Origin of the sequence: Bradyrhizobium sp. SMVTL-02, assembly GCF_051853005.1 — a bacterium.
Classification (GTDB): domain Bacteria; phylum Pseudomonadota; class Alphaproteobacteria; order Rhizobiales; family Xanthobacteraceae; genus Bradyrhizobium.
Window position 1 is genome coordinate 5,717,206 of record NZ_CP182469.1, and the last position, 20,257, is coordinate 5,737,462.

General features: G+C 59.8%; 18 protein-coding genes and 1 pseudogene. 7 read left to right on the forward strand and 12 right to left on the reverse strand.

Translation table 11 applies throughout. From position 1 onward, the window contains the following. Positions 1 to 48 precede the first annotated feature (48 nt). From uraD to ACNJYB_RS27380, 4 genes are all read right to left on the reverse strand, one after another. Entirely contained in the window at positions 49 to 936 is an 888-nt protein-coding gene (uraD, locus tag ACNJYB_RS27365) for a 2-oxo-4-hydroxy-4-carboxy-5-ureidoimidazoline decarboxylase (protein WP_439369621.1), read from the reverse strand. 5 nt (positions 937 to 941) lie between these two features. Beyond that, on the reverse strand, positions 942 to 1,877 hold the full coding sequence (gene puuE / locus ACNJYB_RS27370; RefSeq protein ID WP_439369622.1) for an allantoinase PuuE: 936 nt from the start codon (positions 1,875 to 1,877) through the stop codon (positions 942 to 944). After that, a complete protein-coding gene (locus tag ACNJYB_RS27375; protein ID WP_008134648.1) occupies positions 1,878 to 2,291 on the reverse strand; it encodes a DUF3830 family protein in 414 nt (137 codons plus the stop codon). An 89-nt stretch (positions 2,292 to 2,380) separates the two neighbouring features. After that, positions 2,381 to 2,668 carry a hypothetical protein gene (locus tag ACNJYB_RS27380; protein WP_439369624.1) on the reverse strand — a complete coding sequence of 96 codons (288 nt, stop codon included), beginning with the start codon at positions 2,666 to 2,668 and terminating at the stop codon, positions 2,381 to 2,383. Between the two features lie 222 nt (positions 2,669 to 2,890). Between ACNJYB_RS27380 and ACNJYB_RS27385 the strand changes: the two genes are divergently transcribed. From ACNJYB_RS27385 to ACNJYB_RS27400, 4 genes are all read left to right on the forward strand, one after another. Then, the gene (locus tag ACNJYB_RS27385) at positions 2,891 to 3,109 is read left to right on the forward strand and encodes a hypothetical protein (RefSeq protein ID WP_439369625.1); all 219 of its coding nucleotides are present in this window, start codon (positions 2,891 to 2,893) and stop codon (positions 3,107 to 3,109) included. A 770-nt stretch (positions 3,110 to 3,879) separates the two neighbouring features. Continuing rightward, on the forward strand, positions 3,880 to 5,283 hold the full coding sequence (locus ACNJYB_RS27390; RefSeq protein WP_439369626.1) for a tyrosine-type recombinase/integrase: 1,404 nt from the start codon (positions 3,880 to 3,882) through the stop codon (positions 5,281 to 5,283). 188 nt (positions 5,284 to 5,471) lie between these two features. Continuing rightward, positions 5,472 to 6,017 (forward strand): hypothetical protein, encoded by a 546-nt coding sequence (locus ACNJYB_RS27395; protein ID WP_439369627.1) that lies wholly within the window; start codon positions 5,472 to 5,474, stop codon positions 6,015 to 6,017. 232 nt (positions 6,018 to 6,249) lie between these two features. Beyond that, positions 6,250 to 6,480: a hypothetical protein gene (locus ACNJYB_RS27400; protein WP_439369629.1), complete on the forward strand. Its 231-nt coding sequence runs from the start codon at positions 6,250 to 6,252 to the stop codon at positions 6,478 to 6,480. 470 nt (positions 6,481 to 6,950) lie between these two features. On the opposite strand, the gene ACNJYB_RS27405 is transcribed toward ACNJYB_RS27400, so the two are convergent. The 3 genes from ACNJYB_RS27405 to ACNJYB_RS27415 all read right to left on the reverse strand — a co-directional run bounded on the left by ACNJYB_RS27405 (position 6,951) and on the right by ACNJYB_RS27415 (position 12,199). After that, a complete protein-coding gene (locus tag ACNJYB_RS27405) occupies positions 6,951 to 8,156 on the reverse strand; it encodes an NAD(P)-binding domain-containing protein (protein WP_439369630.1) in 1,206 nt (401 codons plus the stop codon). A gap of 94 nt (positions 8,157 to 8,250) precedes the next feature. Next, positions 8,251 to 8,811 carry an OsmC family protein gene (locus ACNJYB_RS27410; RefSeq protein ID WP_439369631.1) on the reverse strand — a complete coding sequence of 187 codons (561 nt, stop codon included), beginning with the start codon at positions 8,809 to 8,811 and terminating at the stop codon, positions 8,251 to 8,253. Positions 8,812 to 9,082: 271 nt separating this feature from the next. Beyond that, positions 9,083 to 12,199: an AAA family ATPase gene (locus ACNJYB_RS27415; protein WP_439369632.1), complete on the reverse strand. Its 3,117-nt coding sequence runs from the start codon at positions 12,197 to 12,199 to the stop codon at positions 9,083 to 9,085. A gap of 944 nt (positions 12,200 to 13,143) precedes the next feature. On the opposite strand from ACNJYB_RS27415, the gene ACNJYB_RS27420 reads away from it, so the two are divergent. Further along, positions 13,144 to 13,407, forward strand: coding sequence for a hypothetical protein (locus tag ACNJYB_RS27420; protein ID WP_439369633.1), 264 nt, complete (start codon positions 13,144 to 13,146; stop codon positions 13,405 to 13,407). A gap of 8 nt (positions 13,408 to 13,415) precedes the next feature. Here the strand turns inward: ACNJYB_RS27420 and ACNJYB_RS27425 are convergent, their stop codons facing one another. The 3 genes from ACNJYB_RS27425 to ACNJYB_RS27435 form a co-directional block, all read right to left on the reverse strand. Then, on the reverse strand, positions 13,416 to 13,589 hold the full coding sequence (locus tag ACNJYB_RS27425; RefSeq protein WP_439369635.1) for a hypothetical protein: 174 nt from the start codon (positions 13,587 to 13,589) through the stop codon (positions 13,416 to 13,418). Between the two features lie 199 nt (positions 13,590 to 13,788). After that, positions 13,789 to 13,995 (reverse strand): hypothetical protein, encoded by a 207-nt coding sequence (locus ACNJYB_RS27430; protein ID WP_439369636.1) that lies wholly within the window; start codon positions 13,993 to 13,995, stop codon positions 13,789 to 13,791. Between the two features lie 2,318 nt (positions 13,996 to 16,313). Next, complete coding sequence (locus ACNJYB_RS27435; protein ID WP_439369637.1) at positions 16,314 to 16,541, reverse strand: hypothetical protein; 228 nt, start codon at positions 16,539 to 16,541, stop codon at positions 16,314 to 16,316. 1,435 nt (positions 16,542 to 17,976) lie between these two features. Between ACNJYB_RS27435 and ACNJYB_RS27440 the strand changes: the two genes are divergently transcribed. Next, positions 17,977 to 18,420, forward strand: coding sequence for a hypothetical protein (locus ACNJYB_RS27440; RefSeq protein ID WP_439369638.1), 444 nt, complete (start codon positions 17,977 to 17,979; stop codon positions 18,418 to 18,420). Between the two features lie 119 nt (positions 18,421 to 18,539). Then, positions 18,540 to 18,860, forward strand: coding sequence for an ATP-dependent DNA ligase (locus ACNJYB_RS27445; RefSeq protein WP_439375659.1), 321 nt, complete (start codon positions 18,540 to 18,542; stop codon positions 18,858 to 18,860). Here ACNJYB_RS27445 and ACNJYB_RS27450 read toward each other — a convergent pair. Then, positions 18,857 to 19,603 carry a Crp/Fnr family transcriptional regulator gene (locus tag ACNJYB_RS27450; RefSeq protein WP_439369639.1) on the reverse strand — a complete coding sequence of 249 codons (747 nt, stop codon included), beginning with the start codon at positions 19,601 to 19,603 and terminating at the stop codon, positions 18,857 to 18,859. The two genes, ACNJYB_RS27445 and ACNJYB_RS27450, sit on opposite strands and share 4 nt — an antisense overlap. Before the next feature lie 389 nt (positions 19,604 to 19,992). Continuing rightward, positions 19,993 to 20,103: pseudogene (locus tag ACNJYB_RS27455) on the reverse strand (helix-turn-helix domain-containing protein); the annotation flags it as partial. Positions 20,104 to 20,257: the final 154 nt, after the last annotated feature.

A 20,257-nucleotide genomic window follows, 5' to 3' on the forward strand; every position in this document is an offset into this window, starting at 1 on the left:
CCTTCGAGGAGAGGTGAACCACGGACAGCGGAGCCAAACCTACATGCTCTAGCTGCCGCGATAAGTCGCGTAGCTCCAGGGCGTGACGAGCAGCGGTACGTGGTAGTGATTTTCCGGCTCGCTGATGGCGAAGCGCAACGGGATCTCGTCGAGGAACGGCGGGTCTGACAACGGCACATTGCGCTCGGCGTAATGTTTGGCGACGCTGAAGCGGAGCTCGTAGCGGCCGATCGGCAATGGACGCCCGCCGATCAGCGGCTGGTCGGTGCGACCGTCCGCATTGGTGACGGTGCGCGCAATCACGCGGCTCTCGCCGAGCGCGGCGAGCTCGACGAGTTCCACCGGAATGCCGGGCGCCGGCTTGCCGGCGTGGTTGTCCAGCACATGGGTCGAGAGCCGGCCATGTACCTTGAGCTTGTCGTCGGCGACGACGAGCTGATCAAGCCGCAACGCCGAGATACGGCCGATCTCCTCGATCGCGCGCCGCGTCTCGGTCTTGGCGATGTTGAGCAGCCGCGTCTCGAAGTCGCGCAGCACGGAATCCTTGGTGTGACGGCGCACGCAGACGATATAGGGGAAACCGAACTTGTCACGGTACGCGTTGTTGACGCGCTCGAACGCTGCGTATTCGCCGTCCGACAACCGGTCGAGCCCGGCGCTGTTCTGCTCGTCGGTCGATTCCGGCGTGAGGCCCGCAGCGCGCTGGGTCTTGTTGGCGAGATCGGGATGCGCCCGTATCAGCGCCAGCTGCACGTCGGGCTCGGCAGCCTGGATCGCGGCCATCAGCGCCGTGTGCAACTGGTTGATGCCGGTGAATGGCCGCTGCTCGGCAAGCTTCTCCGCAATCCACGGCGAGTATTCGACCACGTTGGCGAGCGTCGCGACAAAATCGGCCTTGCTTGCAGCATTGAGAGCGGCGAGTGAAATTTGCGGCATCGTCCTCACTCGATCTCGAACGCATCGGCGGCGAGATGCGCATGCTTGTCGTGCCAATGCTGCGCGATCTGGAGACGGGTCGGCACCCAGACGCGCTCGTGCTTGCCGATGTAATCCAGGAAGCGGATCAGCCCCGCGGCGCGGCCGGGCCGGCCCGCAAGACGGCAGTGCAGTCCCACCGACATCATCTTCGGCGCAGTCTCGCCTTCCGCATAGAGCACGTCGAAGGCGTCCTTCAGATAGGTGTAGAACTGCTCACCTTCGGCAAAGCCCTGCGGGTTGATGAACCGCATGTCGTTGGCATCTAACGTATAGGGAATGATGAGCTGCTTGCCCCTGGGGCCCTTGACCCAATAGGGCAGGTCGTCGGCATAGGAGTCGCAGAGATAGAGAAAGCCGCCCTCCTCCATCAGCAGACGATTGGTGTTGATCGAGGAGCGCCCCGTGTACCAGCCGAGCGGCCGCGCGCCGGTCGCCTCGGTATGGATGCGAATGGACTCGGCGATCTCGGCGCGCTCCTGCGCCTCGGTCATGTCCCTGTGCTCGATCCATTTCAGGCTGTGACTGGCCATGTCCCAGCCCGCCTCCTTCATCGCAGCTACGATTTCCGGATTGCGCTTGAGCGCGGTGGCGACGCCGAACACGGTAGCCGGCCATTTGCGCTCATTGAATATCCGCCACAGCCGCCAGAAGCCGGCGCGCGAGCCATACTCGAACATGGATTCGACGTTGGCGTGGCGCTGGCCCGGCCAGGGCTGCGCGCCGAGCACGTCCGACAGGAACGCTTCCGAAGCGCGATCACCGTGCAAAATGTTGTTCTCGCCGCCTTCCTCGAAATTGACGACGAACTGCACCGCGACCCGCGCGTCACCAGGCCACCGCGGATGCGGCGGGTTGCGGCCGTAGCCGCGGAGATCGCGCGGGTAGCGGGGATCAGCCACTCAGACTTCCTCGAAGCGGATCGGCAGGGCGCCCTTCCAGAGCACGCTCTTGCCCAGCGTCGCCAGGTTCTCCAGCCCCGAGGTCACGGTAATGAAGTGGTTGCCGGCGAGCTGGCCCATCTTGCTGGCGAAGCTCACGCCGCCATAGGCCATCAGGATCTCGGTCTCGCTGATGCCGCCGGGATAGAGGATGATCTGGCCCGGCGCGGGATAACTGGTGTGGTTCTCATAGCCGACGCCGAAATCGAGGTCGCCAAGCGGCATCCAGACGGCCTCTCCGCTCCAGCGCACATGGATGATGTGGCTTTCGAACGGCATGGCTTTGCGGAACGCGGCCACGGTCTTGGGTGCCGCCTGCTCCTCGAAGCGTGCATCGAAGGTGTAGTCGCCGGCGCGGATAACGAGTTTGCTCATCTCATCTCTCTGGGTCGGGGGCGATGCGCCCCACGGGGAACTTTCAGCAAAAAGCACTCCATCGAGCTTCGCGCAAGGGGCGCGGTCCGTCACCTGCGGTCGTAGGACCAGCCGAAAATGCCGCTCCGGCGCACCTCGGGCTCGGGCTCGGCGGCGGGCGCGGCCGAAGGTGGCGCCTCCTTCAGTTCCGCCTGCGGCGGAGGCGGAGGCGGCGCCGGCAGGTTCTCGCATTTCATGGAATAGACCAGCTTGCCGTCCGCGGTCCGCCCGATCGGCGCGCAGGGGTCGGGATGCGCCGCCGAACTCTTCGGCGGGGGCTTGACCTGCGCCGTGGCCGGTGCGGCGATCAAGAGAAGGACCAGCAGATATTTCGACATCGTTGTCGCCTGGAAAGCCAATTCACCCCATTGAACCGGATTGCGCCGGGCAAGTCCATCGGCGCCGTGGGGCGGTTGCCGAAAATTTAGCCGGGACCAAAAAATTTGCTCGCTCCAACGTGAAGACGGCACCCGCTGATATTTGGAAAGGCGCATCGCCAAGTCAGCCCAGACGACGACAACATTTCTCAGAGCCGGAACGTCGTCACGGGAGAAACAACGATGCAAAAGACTATCGCCCTTCTCGGCGCCGTGCTGATTGCCGCCGCCACCGTCCAAACCGCCGCCGCAAGCGACCGCCACCACGCCCGCAAGGCGCAACGCGCTCCCATCACTCAATCGGTCCGCGACTCCAATGCCGCGCTCTGGCCCTCGCAGCCGACCGCACCCGACTGGTCGCGCTATGCCAACGGCGCGTTGTCGGCGCCGGCGGGACGGTGATGTTGGAAGCGTAGAGCGACCGAGCACAACTGCGTCCGAACCATCATTGCGAGGAGCTCTTGCCACGAAGCAATTCAGACTGCCGCCACCGAAAGACTCTGGATTGCTTCGCTGCGCTCGCAAGGACGGAGCATGCGGCAGCAGCGCCGCTCGTTCGGCTCGCATTTCGAATCGCAGACATACCTTCGCATCCTCGCGGCGCATTTCGCCAGAGCTTTGCTTGATCGTTCCGCCCTCTCGATCCAAGAGCAACTGTGCTGAAAGTAGCCCGTTCGCGCATTCTGACAGATTTGCTGGACACAAGGGCGCAGGGAAGGCCGGGTGCTGACCTCGCACCTGCGGTCCGCTGCGCGGAAGCACACGCAGGAAACTGCACAGCGGCATACAGGTGTAGCCAATCACGCGGCCTTCCCTGCGCGACGGCTGGACGGCTTATGCCGCGCTCTCCCGGGAGCCGAATTCCTTCTGGCCTCCCTCACTCTCACGAAATTCACCAGCACCGCGCCGGTTGACGCGATCACCGCCTCCGCAAGAGCTTGACCGTAGCAACGACGGCCAGGACCACACGTCTATATTTTGACATTCGGTGAAACACGCCGAAACTACAAAAACCCTATGAAATAAAGGCTTTTGCGCTACCCTGATGCGGGCTGTTTCAGCGGACTTCACCAAAACAAGGGCCCGGCCCTAAATCTTTCAGCGTCCGCACGACAAAACTGAAAGCCCCAAAGCCGAGCCCTTTGGTCCCAAGCCTTAGGAGCCGAAACCACATGGATACTACCACTGTCCCCTCCCCCGCGGGCAAGCGGCGCCGCAACAGCAGCGTCATTCTGACCGACCGGCTGTGCGAGAAGGGCGTCGCTCAGCGCACGAAGTTCTATGACCGCAAGTGTCCTGGCCTCTACGTCAGCATCACCACGGCAGGCGTCGCGACCTTCTCGTTCAAGTACACCGACCGGCAGACCGGCAAGCAGCGCACCGGCTGGCTCGGCCTCTACAATCCGGAGACCTTCACGGTCGAGGACGCCCGCAGCAAGGTCTACGGCCTCAAGGCCAAGGGCGGCGACGCGCTTCTCGAGACCTTCCGCGACCAGAAGACCGCGAAGGTGAAACGCGGCAAGACCGTCGCCGAGGTCATCGACGAGCGCATCAAGTGGATGAAGACGCCGGTCAAGAAGCCGGACGGCGAGATGCGCCCTCGGCTGGAGAGCTGGGAAAACACCGCCAGCCACCTCGACCGCTTCATCCGGCCCCGCCTGGGCAAGAAGCTGGCGATGGAGGTCACCAAGCACGACATCGCCACGCTTTCCAACGATATCGTCGCAGGCAAGTTCGGCAAGCCTTCGGTCAGCAATGCTCGCCATATGCGCAAGGCGGCCTCGGGCCTGTTCAACTGGGCGGCTGAGGCAGGCCGTGACTACGTGACCGCCAGCCCCTGCGTCAACCTGCCGAAGCTCGACCCCGAGCATCCCCGCACCCGCGTCCTCTCCGAAGACGAGATCAGGATCTTTTGGCATGGTCTGGACCGCGACGACCTCCCCTATGATCGCCGGACGCGGCTGGCGCTGAAGTTCGAGCTGGTCACCATGCTGCGCTCACGTGAACTGCTCGGGGCGCACAGGGATGAGCTGTTCGACCTCGACGGCGAGCATCCCCGCTTCGACGTCCCGCTCAAGCGGGTCAAGAAGCGGCGCGTAATCCAGCAGCCGTTGTCGGATCTGGCCGTCGAGATCATCAAGGAGGCCCTCGCCTCAGATGATCAGCAGTTTGTGTTCGAAAGCCCGATGTACAAGGGCCAGCCGATCCACCGCAAGGCGATGGCGGATGCCCTGCGCCGCACCAAGCACGAGAAGAACAAGGACAAGTCGAAGACTGCCGGCCTTTGTGAACTGCTCGGCCTCAAGCCGTTCACGCCGCACGATCTCCGCCGAACGGCAGCGACCCTGGCCGGCGACTTGGGCTTTGATGATGCTGTGATCGCGAAATGCCTCGACCACGCCGCCAGCAAGAAGGCCGATGTCGTCGTGCCGACCGTCACCGGCAAAGTCTACAACCACAGCAAGCGGATAAAAGAGAAGCGCGCAGTGTTGGAAGGGGTCGCGGCCGAATTGCGGCGGATCATCGCGCGGCCCGTGAAGGCCGTCGAGCGGGCCGGGTTGCAGCTCGCAGCGTGATCATGCCAAACCCGGTCAGCACGCTGGCCGGGTTTTCCGTCCCCCTCGTGGAAAGAATGAGGTTCTATCTACCCCGTTGAACTACCGAAAGAAACCGCAAACTGCTTCCGTCCTACGCCCCGTGGAGCGTGTTCCGGCGAGCTTGAGAACGAATCATCTATCATCGCACCATCACAACCGTCGGGCTGATGGCGGAAGAAGACCCGTACTTCACTGGAGCGAAGCAGCCTCACGCGAGCGATCCGGGCACGTTTCTGCTCGATCTCTACCGGCTCGTTTGCATGGTTTCGGCGTCTTGCGATGTAGCACGGCTTGGCCTCACTTGCCCCGCCATTGCGGCGATGCAGGAGGCCTACTTCAGGTCCGAAGTCACTCGCATCTTGATCTCTTGTGCGACGGGCGTGCGAATCCAGCTTGATCAGTCGCACGGAACACCAGACGATACGGGGCCGAATTGCGGAAGGCTATTTCCAGACTGGGCAGCCGATAAGAGCAAGGTCGAGGTGCTCACCTTGCGCGAGGCCTGCAACAAGATCATTCACGCAACCGACATCCGGTTTGACGTCGAGGTTCCTGATGGTGCCAACAACCCTGATGAGGAGGGTGCTTACTACCAACCACGCCTCTACCTCTACGGAAGCAAGGGGCGGAACGATTGGCGCGCCGAACTGTCGTTGCTCAACTTCGCACGATGGAGCGCGGTGGCGTTCAAATGGTTTGCCTTCTTGAGATGACACATGGGCTATAGGTCCGCAGGATGGGTGACAGCAAGGAATTTAGAACGTCGACAGACAAGCCCCTAAAGACGATGCGCCGATCACTCAGCGGAAAGCAAGTCCATGCGATTGTTGCCCGACGACTTCGTAAAATCGAAAGACTTAGCTTTCTGGAAAGCTTCGCCATGTTCATGGGCAAAGCTCAACTTGCTGTGACGAAGAAAGGATCAAACGCTGGACCCTCGGGCGCGTGGTAAAAGAGTTGGGCGAGCGCGGGTTACGACAAGACTTCATCCACTTAATGGAGGAATTGAAGGGGTCTCGCAACCACATTGCGCACGAAATGCTGGCCGACGACGCGCTTATGCGAAGATTGGCAGGAACTGGCGCACATCGGATTGCTTGGAAATCGCTGCGCCGTGGCTTGTATCTGGTAGAACAGGCGATTGTGGTACACGATTTTCTTTTTGGTGGTGAATGACCACACTCTAATCATCTCAATGCTGTGAGGCCGTTTCTGGTTTCGGCAAGCGCAACTGAGATTGGAAATACATCGCGCGCGAAGGGTTGAGCAAGCAGGTCAGCAACTGAAATCGGTTCCCGAGCGGCCAATCCGCCGTGCGGGAGCGCAATGGGTCTCTCAGTCACCGGCGCGTACCGGCAGAGCCGTTGCCGATGATGTTTCAACTATGCGCCTTTCTGGCTATGGTTGCTTGGGAATTCGAACACCCCACATTGTTTGGGTACTTGGATTACACGCGCCGGAAATGTCCGTTGAGGGTGTCGGCTGTGTGAAAACGCCAGTACGCTTGACGGCGATAGAAGGAGTTATTCGCTGAAGACCGTCTTAGCGCTCAACCTCGCAAGCATAAGCGGAACTCCGCTGCTCGTGATCTGGCTCCGCTGCTCGTGATCTGGCTCAGTCTTGCCCATTTTGGGTAATCGTGAGCATTAAGCTCTTGTCAGCGCGACGCAGCTATCGAGATAAGACGCTAAATGGGCGCTTAGATCGCGGGCGTCGTCACCAGCACCATCGATCAAGGCGGATTTTCGACGGCGCATGAACTGAGCCCCCATAAGATACATCCCGGGCGATGAAACGACCCCTCCGTCGTGTTGGAGCCTGCCCTTGCGATCGAGAACAGGCACTTCAAGCCAGGAGTAATCTGGTCGGTAGCCCGTGGCCCAAATAATTGCTTTGATCTCACCAGAGGCCAGATCCATTCCGAGTCGAGGCGCCGGTTCCACACGGGTTGGCGGCAGGCGATGTGGCGGGTTCGATCTCGCGTCGAAGCCGTTTCTTTGCGCCCATTCGTCGAGACGATCTAACAATCTTCCCATCTTGAGATCGGAAAGCGCGCACATGTTGCGCAATGATCCAGAAAATTGCGCCTTACCATTTTCGGTGATACCGCCAATGCGGCCAACAAGCTTCACGCCTATTCCAGTGAGGGCGTTGATGTCGAGAGTAGATCGATCGGGCGTTCCTGCAAGTTGCAGTGAAGCAACCCGTCGTGCTCTCGCAATATCGTCGACCTCATCGTATCGCTCGTCGAGCACACCGGCGGCATCCATCCACCATTCCAAGTCTTTGCCACGGTAAACGCGCGGCGCTCGAATGTGCTCGCCTACCGACAAGATAACCGGGCGGCCCGAGCGGTGTATCTCATTCGCGATCTGAGTACCGCTCGAAGATGCACCGACAACCAAGACGCCACCGTCGGCGAGTTGACTGGGATTTCGGTAATCCTGGGCAGTCAATTGCATGACTGACCGCGGCACCCTGTCGGCAAAGCTGGGAACGTTAGCGAGGTTGCATGCCCCGGAAGCGACCACGACCGCCCGGCATAGCCAATCGCCTTGATCAGTGCGCACAAGGTATCCCGTCTCCGTGCTGCGCACCGATGTGACTGTTGTGTGGATTAGTACCGGGGCCGAGACCGCCTTTGCGTAACTCGCGATGAATTCGATTACTTCGGCTACGGTTCTGTAGCCATCCGGATCGTCACCATCGTAGCTAAACCCCGGCAGTCGGCTCTGCCAATTAGGCGTCAATAGTCGCAGCGAGTCCCAGCGTTCAGTACGCCACGTATGAGCGACTTCACCCCGCTCCAAGATCACATGATCAATGGAGCGGTCGCAGAGGCAGCGGCTCATTGCCAGCCCTGCGTGTCCAGCACCGATAACGACTGTGGTGACAGTGCGAATGGTGATCGTTCTCAATCTGACGCGGTAATGGGTCTCAGGCGGTTCAATCCACTACGACAGTGACATTCGTCGGGTTGGTCACGATGTCATAGACTGCCGACCGCTTCTGCGACTGCGCGACGAGAGCCTCGATGTCTTCGCGTTTTGCATCGGCGTCGATCTTGTAGGTCACCTTTATGCCGCCGAAGCCATTTCGCACGTCGTCGTCTATGCCGAGAATGCCTTGGAGGTCCATGTCCCCTTCTAGCGTCGCGGTGACCGAGCGCAGCTGAATGTTGCGGTATTGAGCAACTGCGGCAATGCCGGCAGTCAGACAACTTGCTAACCCGACTAACACGTACTCGACAGGCGTGGCACCTTTGTCCTCAGAGGCAAAAAGTTCCGGGTGGTCAGCATCAAAGGTGAAAGTTCTCTTGTGATGTTGTTCCTGCCCGAGGCCGTAAAACCCTTCGACCGTAGAGTGACTATGAGTGCCGTCCTTCCACTCGCAAGCGGCGCGCCATTTAAACTGGGCCGCAGCTGGAGCTTTTGTAAGCTCGTCGCGGGCGGCAACTAAAGCGGCGACGTTCACGCCGTTATTAACAATGCTACTAGCATCGGCCATGGTACCCTCCCGTACATTCGATGATGAGTAGACGCTATTATATTTCGATCATCTTCATTATAGCATCGAGGAAGCATCCAAATCAGTGAACTATATCTCAATCCTAACCTCCCGCCTTCCAAACCTGCGCGGAAAATTTCTCCTATTTTCAGTATCTTGCGAATTTGGCCCCGTCGAGCAGCGCCCCAAGTACGGCCGCAGGCGGTGCCAAAACAATTACTCGCAGTATTGACCATCCGTGCGTTCGGGACGTATTGCGACCACGCCGCGCTCATTTTTCCAATTCGTCGAGCAACGCCTTTGCCTCTTTCAGATCGAGCATGTCGAAGCCTTCGGTGAACCAGCCGTAGACCGAGGCCAGTAGTTCGTGAGCTTGATGCGGCTTCCCTTGATCGCGCCAGAGCCGCGCCATGCTCATCGCCGCGCGCAGCTCCCAAGACGTTGCTTGCTGCTGACGCGCAACCGCGAGTGCGCGACCAAAATACCGTTCTGCTTTTTCCGTATCCGGCGCGAGCGACTTGAGTACGATTTCCCCAGCAACGCGGTGCAGCTCGGCCTCGCACCATTTCTCCTTCGACCTCTCTACTTTGTCCATCGCTTCGTCGATGCAACGCAGCGCATTGTCGGACTGGCCAAGTTCGGCGTACGCAATTGCCAAATGCCACAGATACATAGGTTCATAGAGAGTTGCTCCAATTGACCGAAGTGAGGTGATCCCGGAGGTGATCGCCCGAACTGCATCTGAGGCTTTTCCGGTTACTGCACAAAGCATGCCTCGAACGGCGATTTCGGTCGCCTTCCAGAACGAGGTAGCGTCTTTTTCATTCGCCAGAGCGGCAAGTTCATCAAGGAGCAGCAGTGCTTCAGTATAAGCCCCCGAGTACAAATGTAGCCACGATGTAAGCCACAGCGCATACATCAATGTGGCGGCGTGGCCAATCTTGCGCGCCTCGCTGAGCGCGCGCTCGCCGTCATTCCGCGAAGTCGTGCGATAACCGAGTACCGAGATATTGTGCGAACGAACCAATAGCAGAGCCACCCCGACATCCCGGCCAGAGCGCGTCGTCGTAAGCGAGCCGTGCTCGGCAGGAGTGTAAATTGCGAGCGCGCGGTCGTAACTCTCTTTTCCACCTACAAAGTCGCCCGTGAGCGAAAGTGCATTCCCGAAGGCGACTTGAAGCTTGATCTCTTCGCGACGCAAAGTCGGTGTCTCCGGCAAAGTCGCAATCTGGTCAAGCGCCCTCCTGACCTGCTCTGTGCCTTCAAGAAGTGCAGATTGCGCCAGCGATCTTTGTCCGGCATTGCCCCACCATTCAATAGCAGCTTCGGTCAACCCTGCCTGCGTAAAGTGATGCGCTAGCAACTCCGGCTCGGTTGCCGCGGTGGCGGCGAACTGATCGCGCAAAATCTCACCAGTGCGGCGATGCAAGGCCTGGCGACGGCTCTTGAGCAAGTTCTCATAGGCCGCATCCTGAATGAGCGCATGCTTGAAGCGGTATTCAGATTCCGGCGGAAGACCTTGCACCAAGAGGATGTCGGCCTCAGCCAACCGTTCCAGCGCCGTCTGCAAAGCTTCGTCATCCATTTTGGCGACGGCGCGGACGAGCTGATAGGAGAAGCCGCGCCCGATTACGGCAGCGACCTGTGCCACCTCACGCGCCGGTCCGAGCCGGTCCAGCCGCGCGGTCAATGATTGCTGCAGCGTCGGCGGGATTGCCTGAATGCCGCCTTGCTCGCCGCGCTCCAGAAGAAGCCGGGTCACTTCTTCTACGAAGAGCGGTACGCCGCCGGTTCGCTCGGTCAGGCCTTCGATCACCTCCTTCGCCAGCGCATGACGGGTGGCAAGCTCTCCCACCATGTGCCGCACTTGCTGGCGATCGAGCGGCACCAGCGAAATCACGCCGTGATGAGAACGAGCGCCCCAGGGTGGCCGAAACTCCGGCCGGGCAGTCAGTAGAACGAACAACGGCGCCATCGCGCCGCGTTCAGCGATGCCACGGAATACATCGAGCGTTGTCGGATCTGCCCAATGTAGGTCTTCTAAGGTCAGCACGATTGGCTGCGCCCGGGCGCCAGCCATTAGCCAACTGGTGATCGCCGCCAATTGCCGGCGCCGCAATTCCTCGGGCGCCAAAACTGGCGTGCGTTCCGGGGGAACTGGGATGTCGAGAAGCGGAGCGAGCAAGGGAATGTTCTCGGCCGGATCGAGCTTGATGAGCGCCAGAGTGTTCTCCAAGTCCGAGAGCCGCCGCTCTGCTGGTACATCGGCGCTCCCAAAGCGCTGGCGTCCCCATTCGGCAATCGGATGCAGCGGCGTGTTCTGCAAAAGCTGCGAACAGCTCCATTCGGTCCAGGTATGCGGAGTGTCGCGCAGCCGCGCATGGAATTCTTCGATGAGGCGCGACTTGCCGATCCCAGGCTCGCCAACAATCAGCACCAGTTGGCCGTCGCCCTGCTTTGCCCGCTCCCAGCGCCGCATCAGCATGGCGATTTCTTCGTCACGACCCACCAGCGGCGTGAGATGGCGCTGTCCCGCGCGGCGCCCGCCACCGCTCGCCCGTACGAGCCGGTACAGCATCACCGACTCGGCTAGGCCTTTGAGTTGGTGCTTGCCGCGCTCCTCGGCGACAAACAAGCCGGCAATCTGACGCTGGACCCTCGCTGTGACAACGACCGTACCTGGCTCCGCCAGAGCCTGTACGCGCGCCGCAACGTTGGGAGCATCGCCATAGATCTCACCTGCCGCATCGACTACAACCTGTCCGGTTTCAATCCCGATACGCGCGTTAAGCGCTGGCTTACCGGTCTCAGTACCCTTGCGGCTCAGCGCGGCGAGCGTCCGCTGAATTGAGAGCGCGGCCCGTGCTGCTCGTTCGGCGTCGTTCTCCTGCGCCACAGGATAGCCGAACAGCGCCATCAACCCGTCGCCCAACTTCTTGGCGACATGGCCGCCCATCTCGGTCACGGCGGCGCTGGCAGCATCGAGATAAGCGCTGACGAGGTCGCGCCACTCCTCGGCATCTAGCTGCGCGGAAATGCTGGTCGAGCCCACGAGATCGCAGAACATCACCGTGACATGTCGGCGTTCGCCACTGTGCTCAGCCGCGGTGCAGATCTGCGGTGGTGTTGCGGTCGAGATTGGCTCTGACGTTACGGGTGTGCGACGCTGCGCTGCAGTTGCGGGAGCAGTTGCTGCGCCCTTCTCGATGCCGTCGATATCGGCTATGGCGCGCAACATTTTGCGGCGATCGCCGAGGACGACGCCAAGCTCTTTCAGGTCCTGATCGGTCAGTTCGCGAAGGACCGAGAAATCAATCCGGTTTTCAGCAAAACGCGGGGCATACTCGGACATGCCGAGCTTTTCGAGCCAGTCGACAATTTGCTGCATCGCGGCCCCCTACGGGGAGACTTAAGGCTATCCGGTTTGGGCTGACACGACAATTACGCAGGCATGTCCGTTGGATCAATCCGGACTTCGGGTCAGGCCGCGGCCAAGTCCGCTCCGGGGGCTTCTGACGCAGAGGCGACAGCCGGCTGCTCGTCCTCCTCTCCACGGCGCTGGGGGCAGCCAAGAGGCAGAGGGCCTTAGCTATCGAAAGTCGATAAACCGGGGGAAGCGCGAGGTCTCATTGAGCAGTACGCCGCAGACCTCCAGGAGCCTATTCAGAAGCTACGCCGCAGATGACCTGGGTTAAAACTAGGTGCGGGCAATTCTCCGTAGTTCTCCGTCCGGAGAACAAAACCCCGCTCCCTGTAGTTCTCCGGGGAGAACATCGCTCCACACGTGGCAAGGCCGCCTCAGTTCGCGGGCTTACTTCAGGTCCGGGTTTTTACGCCCAATCCTGCGCCGCATCGATCTCCAATGCGTCGGCCCGGCCGCTTGCGCCCGACCTTTGGCGAGATGCCCAAAAAGGCGAGCGGCCCAGGCGCACCTTTTAGGTGTTATCAGGGCCGCCGACGATCCGCCGCACATGCCGACGCTGAAAAGCATGACAAGGCAAGGGATCGCAACTGACACTTAAAGAACAATCGAAGGGCCAGTCTTGTGATTGCGTGCCGACAATTTGTTTCTTACACCATCTACGCGCCGCGCAGGCATTCAACTATGTTGCGTTTTGAATGAGGTGCTAGAACGGCGGGCCCACTGTCCATCAAACCGGCAGCAGCTCATTTCGCTTAACAAGCAACGGCGCAACCCCCTTTTCCGGGTTGAATGCCTGGCGGGTTCGGCCGGCCGCAGGCCAACCCCTAGCGGCTTCCCCGAGCATGCGATCGGAGCGATCATTGGCGGCATGTCCAGGTCAGCCCAACGCGACACGCCCTCGCACCCCCATGGCCGACCGCGCAAGATCACGTTTTGCCGAAATGCGCGAGATGGGTGTACGCGGCATCATCGTATTTTGCGCCGATTATCGCTGTGGCCACCGCATTGCCTTGAGCGCCGATCGATGGGCTGATGATGTACGCCTATCGGATATTGAGTCGCGGTTCATCTGCCAGTCTTGCGGCAGACGCGGTGCCGATGTCAGACCTGATTTCGAGAGCGGCAAGCCGCCGCAATTCGCGAATTCGTCAGCGAAAGATGTCGCCAACTGAAGGCGGCCTTATTTTTCTCCCAGCAGCTTGCCGGTCTTACGATTGATAAAGTGCACCCTGGTGCAGGCCGGGCAAGCGATGGATACGTAGCGACCACCTAGGGAATCGTCATCGCCGTCGTCATCCAACCACTGCTGGACCTTGAACGCCGTCGTCGGGCAGGTGAAGACGATCTGAGCCATAGCGGCGACAATGGCGAGATCGAGCGCAAGCGGGGCTGATCTGGCTCAAAGTTTCCGCGACGCAAAAACGAATTAGGCTGGGCGTCGACGAACATCGTGGAAGTTGCCGAACGCGCCGAGCGACGAGGCGCCAACGCTGGCGTATGCACCATGACTGATCCTCACTTACCCAGCAAGGAAAGGGCCGCCAGCTGATGCCTTACCTTGGGTCGAGCTGCTTACTGGCCATCTCAGCGAGTGCCAGGGCATTGGTCACGCCGCGTGAACCGATCTCGATTATCTTGCGGGCCACGAGGCTGCGGTCCACCAAGTCGAGTTTGCGTAGGGCTGCGTTGAACGCCAGTTCGTACACGTGACGTTGCTCTGGCGTGAGATCGCTACCTTCGAGCAGGCGGTTGATGGGCATGACCAGCTCCCTGGCTAGGCGGGAGCGCGATTGGTCTCTCTGTCACCGATACAAGCCACGGATCGAGCGGTGATGCTGGAACAATTCACCCATTAACGTTTGATTGCTAGCAAATTAGGACACTGCGGAATTCTACTTAGGACACTAGGGGTCAAATACGGAGGCCGCCAACTGAGCCGGCCTCATGCGAGCCCCCACGCCAGGGTATGTATCATCACGGCCGCATTACGGTCGCCCCGCTGCCATGTGGGCGAGCCTAGCCCGGACGGCCTTGGAACCCTTTTGACGCGAATCAAAGGTTAAATACGACGAGGGCCAAGGCAGTGATAGTAACGGCGCTTCCGGTCAGTATCAGCGCTAGCAACAGCCTATCGCTCATTTCAGAACGCCTTTGGTTGCAAAAGTGAACTTAGAAAACCCCGGGCCAAATACGGACAGAAGACGCTCCCCAACAGGAACATTCCGAGACACGCGAACAAGGGCCCGCCGGGCGTGACCGCTGATGTCAGACCGGATTTTGAGAGCGGTAAGCCGCCAATGGCAATGGCCCCACCTCCTGACCGGTAGTTTCCCGGGCTGTCTCGTTACGTTGGTTTTAGTAATTCCGACGAACGATAGTCCTCATGAACTCGCCCCCCGACCATCAAGCAGAAGCTCTCGCTGCAATGAGAAAAGCTCTGGCAGCGACGTGCCCCCTGGAGCGCGAACAGTGGCTGCGCATCGCATCGGCGTGGAACAACCTAGCGAACCTCCTCGATCGTAAGGGCGCGGCGTGACTAGGCGCGCCCCGAGCCGGCCTTTTGCCGATCCAGAGGCCGCCGCGCGCAAGCTGATCCAGCTCTGAAGGCCCCAGCAGCGGCCCCACCAACGCATCCGCAGCCTGGCGGGGCCGCCTCATCCTTCGGGCTTTGAAGCAGGGCGGCTGAGCCCGAAGGGAGGCGGCATTTTACGTCCGGCTGCACGGACTAACGATTGCTCGAAAGAGGCACTCCCTCTGAGTGTCTGCGGGCGCTGGATGCTGCAAGTCACATGGCCCGATCGTGTCGTGGCGGAGCGCGAAGCACCCCTCGGGAGTGTTTACCGCGCTTTTCAGTCGTGTTGGGGGAAGCGATGAAAACGAGCGCTTGCGGCGATATGATCGACGAGAAATTAGCTCGCCAGCGCGCGCACGAAACAACATCGCGCGATATCGCCGTTTGCTCCAAACACCACTCTCGGATGTCGAGCGCCACTTCATCGAGCAACGCCTTGCCGAAGAGCTGACTTCCCTATCAATTCTTATTCCGGTCTTCGGGCCGGCTTCGACAGGCGCCACTGGCACCCCCTAACTGAAATTGCAATTGCCGCGGGCATTTTCAATTTTATCATTTCGATAGTCGTGCGGATTGGCCGACGCCTCACTGGAAGCAGGGTGCAATCGGATCACGTGCGTTACTTGCGATAGATCAATGAACAATCAGGTCGCCAGCCAGCCCGCAATTAATCGGAAGGCTTCTGGTTCAGCGCACTCACGGTCGCGTGTACGAAGCCATTTTAGACGGCCGACGAAGCGAAACTGAAACAATGCAATCCGATGCTTTGATGGTAACGCCCATTGAGGGAGGGTGGAATGCGTAGCCTGATTTTCGGTGCGGCTCTCCTGGCGCTGGCAAGCATCGGATGTTCCACGTTCATTTCGGCCGCCCTTTCCGCAGCACGGGATGGAAAGGCCGCAACGTTCTCAGAACGGTTCGCGCCGGTAGTGACGGTTCTCCCGACCGGCTAGGCCCGCCATTCAAGGCGTCGAGATTCGCGAAAATTAGCGAGTCGCTTGGGGTGATGCCGCGGCGAGAAGTTCATCGCAGCTGGCGAAGTCCGGCATCCAGTTTAGCCGATCGTCGATCTGCTGATGCGCGGAGTCGCGGTTCATTTGCCGGGCCTGCGGCAGACGCGGCGCCGATGTCAGAACCCGATTTCGAGAGCGGCAAGCCGCCTTTGGCTATGGGATGATCGATGAACCTGCATGAACCTTGGCATGAGTTGTGCCGACTAATCATTACCGGGGAATTGCTGATTCCCACCCGGGGCTGGAAACCCGCCGCCCGCGCTCAATTTAAGCGGGCGGCGTTTTTGCTTTCAAAAATGCCCGAATTTGACCCTCAGTATCCTAAATAGACGTACCCAGTGTCCTAATTTCCTGGAACTATGCGTGCGAGATGACGCGGGTAGCAGCCTCACGCCTCGACAACGTGACGCTGACACAGAAGGCCTCAGCTCGCGCCAGCCCCAGCTGAGGCCTTTCTATCGCTTGTGCACCGGCACCACTGGTGGTCGGAGCACTACGGGCAGCCGTCCCCAGTTGGGAAGGGCTCTTGGGTCTTCCGGACTAACGGGTGGCCTTCCTTCTTGAATGCCAACTTCTCTTCATTGTCAGCCAGGCTCTCGAACGATTCAGCGATTTTCTCGTATTGGTTGCGCGCGGTTTCGTCCCTCATCAGTTCCGACTTGGCTCGGAACTCTTCAGCTTGATCACGGTATCGCTTTGCGACTGCTTCGTGGTCGATCACTCGCACTGCGCCTGCTCCGTTGGTCGGCGGTCAGCTCACTACAAAAGTATACATTCGTTCCGCACGTCAGCAACTTTTAGGAGGTCGTAATTCGCTTGTGCAAAAAAGGGCCCGGCGCACGTGAGTACCGGGGCCGAACTGGGCAATCATCAAAAGCCCCGCCGAGGCAGGGTCAGATTACTTTTCCAGGGATTCAGAGACATTGGCCCGTAAAAAGGGCCCCAGCTCGCGGGGTTACGGGGGGCATAGAGCTGGGGCCACTCTGGGTGCCCTTGGGGAAGGGCTGCGGGACAACTTGGTAATTGCGCGAACGTTCCTGTCCTAATTCAAAATCGCGCGCGACTCCTTCGGCTCATCACCAACCATGCCCATGAGCAACTGCGTAACGCCTCAGTCTGGCTGCCTCATGGCCAATAGGGCCGGCCGGCAATTGCAAGCACGAGACGACGAAGGAAACCCCGCGAGGACCCCGTAAATTTCCCAGTCCAATTGCCACTTTTGCCGGTTCCGAAGAGCCTTCCCCAACGGGCGACCTCACCCCCTAGTTCTCCGACGAATTACGCGCCATCGCGTCGGCGGAATGGCCGCCTCCCGGTGCCGGCTAACATTTGATATGTTAGCAGTCTTATGCCCTGCTAAAAAAGGCTCCTAATCGGGGGCTAGACATGGACCGGCTAAGAAGAGCGGTTGGGGGCCTCGAGGCTCCAGACTGCCCAAATTGCCACATCGGCATGAGATGGTTTCGCTCGGAGTTGGTGCGAGACGAGGAAGAAGCGATAGTCGCGCACCTTTTCGTTTGCCCCAACTGCAAACGCGCTCGGCGGATCGATACAGAGTTCACCCCCGTTCGCGTCGTCCCTGAAAAACTGGCGGGACCCCGCTTCCGCGTCGTGAGGGGAGGACGATCGTAGGTCGCCTCGACTGCGGATGCTCCAATTGCGTGGGCCTGCCCACTGCCGGATCGGTTTGACCCTGAGTGTCCTAAGTTGAACTCTGTCCTAAATTCGTTAGCAACCAACCGGGACCAGGAACATTGTTCTGACATCACCGGCCTATGCCCGTGAGGCGTTCGGTGACTGAGAGAGACGCGCGCTCCCGCCTTCCAAGGGAGTGCGCCGTGAGTGCGCCGCGACAGCCTCTGCCACCGCAAGAGCCGCCGAGCCATTGCCCGCTCTGCGATGGCGTCCCTCGGCTTTATCTAGCGCTTCCGGACACAACCAAAGGGACCCTGGTGAATGTCTATCGCTGCCGAGACTGCCACAACCTGATCATCTGGGAAGAAAGGCCGCCTGAATGATCTATCTCAACAGTCTCGCCGGCCCCGGACGACCGTTTCGCCGTGCCTCAAAACAAAAGCCCAGCCCGTCGGGGGGGCGAGCTGGAGCGTAGTCGCGGAACCAAGTCTTGCCAAAGGATTGCACGCAAGACTTGGTCGATGAACGGACAGCAGGGGCTCTCGTTCCTAGGAATTCGCAGCTTCCGATTCGCCTTCGGCCGGACCGTTGCCTATCTTGGACTCCGGTCACTGGAGTTCTCGCGTATGGCCTCGCCGTCCATCATTCCGAACGATCGCCTCGACAAGGACTTTTACCTGGTCCTGGAGGAGTTCCGCGACGGCGCGGCCTTCCGCGAGACCGACGAAGGCATCAACTATTCCACCCTTATAGGCGACCTGCTGACCGGGCAATATGACCGGGTGCTTCGCGTAGTCGCGTTCAACCCGGTCGAAGGCTGGTCGCGCGACGCATCGGAGGATGTAGCCCGCGAGCTGGAGCGACATATCAGATCCGAGGGCCGCGAGGTTTCGGGGGCCCTGACTGACTTTATCGAGGCCCAGCTCGGCCGCCGCGTGGGAGTTCAGATCCCGTTGCCGCTCTGATGACTCGCATTTTCGCCTTCCGCGCATAGATGCCGATTATGCGCAGCTCCTTTGAATTGTGCTTGCCTACGGCAGCTAAAGCCGTGCCAGACGGCGCCGAGCGGCTCCACGAAGTGAAGATGGACGGATACCGCGTCAGGATTGATCGTGACGGCGATCGCGTCCGGCTTTTCTCGCGCAATGGTTACGATTGGACCGCCCGCTTTCCATGGATCATTGAGGCGGCCCGCAAGATCCACCAGAAGCGCTTTGTCCTGGACGGTGAAGCCGTCGTGCTTGGCGTGGATGGCGTCCCCGATTTCAACGCCCTGCATAGCCGTCAGCATGACGAGGAGGTTCAGCTCTGCGCATTCGACCTCCTGGTCGAGAGCGGTGACGATCTCCGCAAGCTACCACTCCACCTTCGGAAGAATGCTAGGACACTGCCTGATTCAACTTAGTTTTGCGGATGCGAAACATTCGGCGAGCGCATTGTCAGCTCCTCGTCATACATCCGTTTGATCCTCTGGCGCATTACGCCGTAACACTCACAAGCAACATCCTCGAGCCGCGCTCGGTGGACCTCCAACACGCCCCGTCGCTCCGATATGATGCAGCCGATTTCCCGAAGTTTACGCATTGTTAGAGTAACGGTCGTTCGCCGCACCCCGATAAGTTGTGCGAGCGCCTCTTGCGTCAATCGAATCTCCCCGTTTGCGACACGATCATGAATCTCGAGCAACCATCGAGCCATACGGCACTCCGCCGAGTGCACAGCGTTGCAGGCGGCCACGTTCTGAAGCTGTAGCAATTGAGTGCGGAGATGGAGGCGCAGCACACGCTTAATGGCGCCGCTTTGCTCAAAAGCTTGTTGTAATCGTAAAACCGGAACCTGGAGCGCAGCTCCGGCCACATAGGCAGTTGCTGTGACGGGCGAGTGCGAGGGACTAAGAACAGAGAAAGCACCGACCGCGCCTTCCGAGCCCATGAGAGTGGACGCCACAATGTGTCCGTCCGACATCTCAACCAAGAACGCTAAGATCCCGCTGATAGGAAAATAGACTTGTTTGAGCTCATCACCGGTTCGCACCAACACAGCGTGAGACTCGAACGATATCTTCTGAACGTGAGGCTCAAGGAGGTTGAGATCCGCTGGGGGCAAAGCCGCTAAAAGTCCATTCCCGAGGCTAGTCTGCAGCGCCATCGCGGAAGTTCCTAAATCAGAAAGCCTCAAACCTGCATTCGAGGGGATGTTCCAAATTTTCTCAGCACCCCACGGCGCGCGACGCAGTCGGCCACCGCTTCCGCCGTGCAGCGGTGCCTTTGGTGTTAGTCCTCCTGAATTGGCCAACTCGGACGAGCCTTCCAGGGCGTGCACTTAAATCCGGGATGTCCGCTTACTTCCAACAGCGGCGCCCAAGCAGAAATTGCACGAAGTCTGAGAGCGGGAAGGCGAAACCGGAGAAAATCCCGTGCTGCTTGATGATACTCAAAAACTCTTCGTCGGAGAGCTTTGCTGGAGGCAATTAAACACCCCCTGGTCCAAGTCCTCTTGGCTATGTCCGATAAAGTTGGCTCGGATGACTACGGCGTCTCGATCTTCGCAACCGCGCTAATGATCGTGGAGTGGTCACGACCGCCGAAATGGCGGCCGATCACCGGATAGGAAAACTCGGTCATTTGCTTGGTCAGGTACAAGGCGACCCCAACCGTTGACGATTATCTTAAATCCGGTGGCGGAGGTTTTTCCCCAACGTCCAAAAAGTCCTGCTTCTGGTCGCCGCGGTGATCGCGACGGCCATGGTCTCGGTCGGAATAGGAGCATCTCGGTGAACAACGTGTCCGGGCTCAATGGGCC